This is a genomic window from Pseudoalteromonas sp. Z1A6 (assembly GCF_011378745.1).
GTDB lineage: Bacteria > Pseudomonadota > Gammaproteobacteria > Enterobacterales > Alteromonadaceae > Pseudoalteromonas > Pseudoalteromonas arctica.
In genome coordinates, this window is sequence record NZ_WTKW01000377.1 from 1 (window position 1) to 3,779 (window position 3,779).

2 protein-coding genes are annotated in these 3,779 nt (G+C 38.3%); both read right to left on the bottom strand.

Annotation, left to right across the window (positions count from 1 at the left end):
• Window positions 1-57: 57 nt before the first annotated feature.
• Window positions 58-2,223 (bottom strand): TonB-dependent receptor, encoded by a 2,166-nt coding sequence (locus GQR46_RS17360; protein ID WP_165741728.1) that lies wholly within the window; start codon window positions 2,221-2,223, stop codon window positions 58-60.
• A gap of 154 nt (window positions 2,224-2,377) precedes the next feature.
• Window positions 2,378-3,676 carry a PAS domain-containing methyl-accepting chemotaxis protein gene (locus GQR46_RS17365; protein WP_165726424.1) on the bottom strand — a complete coding sequence of 433 codons (1,299 nt, stop codon included), beginning with the start codon at window positions 3,674-3,676 and terminating at the stop codon, window positions 2,378-2,380.
• Between the last annotated feature and the right edge of the window lie 103 nt (window positions 3,677-3,779).

Below are 3,779 nucleotides of genomic sequence, written 5' to 3' on the forward strand. Positions count from 1 at the left end.
CAAAAGCCATAACACAGTTATGGCTTTTGCTTTTTTTAAATTTGAATAGGAGGTTATTTAAAACGCATAGCTAGCACTTATATTAAGCGAGCGCCCCAGCCCTGCTAATTGCTTAAACCCGTTGCTGCTATCTTGTTTAAGCGCTGCAATACTTACACCGCCAAGTGGGAGTTGGTAATATTCATCAAACACATTACTTACTTCAGCGCTTAGCGTTAATGCGTTCCATGTTGCTTTAGAGCTTAAATTAACCAAGCTGTAGCTGTCTGTTTGGTTTTCAAAACGATTATTGTCTACACGGCTTTTTGTATCTACCCACTGCCAAGACAATACATTTTCAAATCGACCTATTTGCTGGCTAATATCTAGCTGAGTTTGCAATGGCTTAATTTGGTAAAGCGGTTGGTTAGTATCGTCTCGCTTGCCTCTGGTATTAGTAACATTAGAGTGTAACTGCCAGTTGCCTAAATTTTTAGATTCATAAATGTTGGCTGTTAAGTCTATTTTTGCACCATACAAAATAGCATCTACATTAGTAAACTGAAAAATGTTACGCGCAGTGTTGTCCAAGTCATAACTATTGAAGCTTCTTACAATATCAGCATCAATATAGTCACTCACATCTGTATACCAAACATTGGTGCTTAACCGCCAACCATCATCTTTAGCCTGCTTAATATAAGTAGCACTTATTGTATGCGCTGTTTCAACGTCTAAATCAGGGTTACCAATATAACCATTACCATCGCCATACCAACCAATCATGGTGGTTGCCATGGTGCTTACACCCCAACTGTATCGCTCGTATAAATTAGGCGCTCGGTTTTTACGGGCAAGACCAAATTGCAGCTCATCATAATTTGTTATTTGGTAGTTAATTAATAAGTTAGCATCAACTATGGTGTCGGTGTTATCTCTGTCGCCAGCATTAAAGTTCTGTGCAGCGATGGTATTATCTGTAGACGTATCGCTCATGGTCATACTTTTCATACTACTCATGTCGCTCATATCGTCCATATCCATCATACTCATGTCATCGTTGTAAGATTGAACCTCTCCAACGTGGGTATTAATACTTTCAATACGTACGCCTGCGTTTAACCATAATTTTGTATTTATTTGGCTCTCAAATTCTGCAAATGCCGCTATGCGCTCTCGTTTACCGTTATTTACATTTACGTAATCGTCTGGTCCCATCATGGTTGAGCCTTCAATACCTGGCCACCAATCATCAATACTGTAATTGTAATATTCTTGACCGAGTAAAATACTGCTGTTTTTATCAAGCGCGATACGCCATTTAAGCTGCGTACTTATATCTTGTGCATCGGTTTTCATTCGCATCATGCCTGTTTTTTCTTCACTGAAAAAACCCATTTCGTGCTTTACGCTATGCCAGTTAACTTGCCCTTCAAGCTCGCTGTTTTCAAAGGAGCGTTTGTATTGAGCTATTGCACCGTAGCTGGTGTTATCGGTCATATCCATATACTGATTTGCAAATCCCTGATACGGGATTTTTTGATGCGTTAGCTTTATAACTAATTGCTGTTTATCATCGCGCATAGCTGCGGTTAAACTATGATTTTGTGCTCGATACAATGTATCTAATACTACATCGCCGTTACCGTCTTCATAACTATCTGCGTCACTAAACGAACCCTGATAATTAAGGCTAAACGTGTCACTTGCTAAACGTGCACCAACGCCAAGTTTACGTCCGTTATCAACACTACTGTATTTTGCCGACACATAACCCGAGTGCCATCTTAATTCACTGCTATCGCTGTACTGTGGTGAAATAGAATTAACGCTTATTACACCGGCAATATTATCGCCGCCCGCGCTTACTGGCGACACGCCTGCAACCACATTGTAAGACGTAATTTGATTAGCCGAGATATACGAAAGTGGCGGGTTCATATGATTAGCGCATGCAACGGTTACATCTGCACCATCAACTAACACTTTAACTCTGTCGCCCATTAAACCATTTAAAATAGGTAAGTTAGATACGCCGCCCGCTGCTGAAAAATCGACACCTAAATCACTTAATAACGATTCTGACGAACCAAGTGCTAAATGCTTATTTTGAGCATGTCCGTGTACTTCAATCACTTCTAAAGGCGTATCGTCGGCAAATGCTAAAGGAGATAGCACGCTACTAATAAAAAATGCGACAGGGGTAAGTAAATATGTTTTTTGAGTTTTGCTTTTATAAACCATTGTTAATTTATGCCACTGTAATAATTGGCGTAATTATAGTGTGAGTGGCAAAAGCAAAAGCGCGACATATTGTCGCACTTTATCAATTTATAATGTTGCTAGGTGTGTTTGAGCACATAAGAAGGCAGCTTTAAACATAGGAACATGCAATTAACTAAGTATTTAACTTAGCTACCGTTTGAGAAACAATATCGGCTCCACGTTCAATCTCTTTAATGACCTCAGACACATTAGCAATAAGCTCTCTTCCTTGTTTTGATGAGTCTGAAACTGACGTTATTTGCTTTGATATATCATTAGTGAGCTCTTGGTTATTTTTAACAACACTTGCTATTTCATTAGTAGAGCGACTAGTGCTGGCTGCAAGCTGCCTTACTTCATCAGCTACTACAGCAAAACCTCGACCATAATCACCAGCACGCGCTGCTTCTATTGCGGCATTAAGTGCCAGTAAATTAGTTTGATCCGCAATGCTGCTAATTGTCGAAACAATGGAACCTATGACCGCAGACTGTTCATTAAGATTTTTTATTAAATCTACCGATTTAAGTACTTGGCTTACAATGGCGTCGGAGTTCGCTATAGAGCTTTGTAGTATTTCAGAGCCTTTTTTAGCGGTTGTAGCAGTAGCTACCGCCGATTCATGTGCTATTGCAGCGGCTTCTGTCACTGCACTGTTATTATTAATTCGATCGGTAATATTTGATGCAAACTTAATTATTTTAATTACATTACCTTTGCTATCTAAAATTGGGTTATAAGTTGCTTCTAACCAAATTTCTGAACCGTCGGCGGCAATACGTTTAAATTTTCCTGACTTAAACTGCCCCTGCGCTAATTCACTCCAAAAGCGTGGGTTTTTCTCATAAAACAATTTAGTACAAAACATTTTATGATGCTTGCCTACAATGTCTTTTAAGCTATAACCTATTGTTGCTAAAAAGTTTTGGTTCGCCTTTAAAATATTACCCTCTGGGGTAAACTCTATTGTAGCCAAGGCTTTGTCGAGTGCATTTGCAATAGCTTCTTGCGCTTTTCTTTGTATGTAACTGTTTGTAATATCAGAGGCTATTTTAATAACTTTGGTGACTACGCCGCGCTCTTCTACAGGAAAGTAAGTTGCCTCAAGCCAAAGCTTATCGCCATTAGCTTTGTACCTTAAAAACGAGCCTGCTTTAGAATTCCCTGCTTTCAATGCTTGCCAAAATTGACTATATTCGTTTGACTTTGCATATTCAGGTTCGCAAAACATACGATGATGCTTACCAATTATTTTCTCTTTGCTATACCCAATCGTTTTTAAAAACAACTGGTTTGCGTCTAATATTATTCCATCAGGTGTAAACTCTATATAAGCAACGTGCTTATTAATTGCCGATAAAATAGATTGTTTTTGAATTAATTGAAGCTCCATTTCTTCAATTTTTGCGTTTCTTTTAGAAATACCAAACATATAAAAACCTTAAGGAGTAAATTAGTACAAAAATTAGCAAATTAATGTGATATCAATATGTAGCTGTACTGTAAATATAAGCTTTAAATAACCTTTCGGCTAA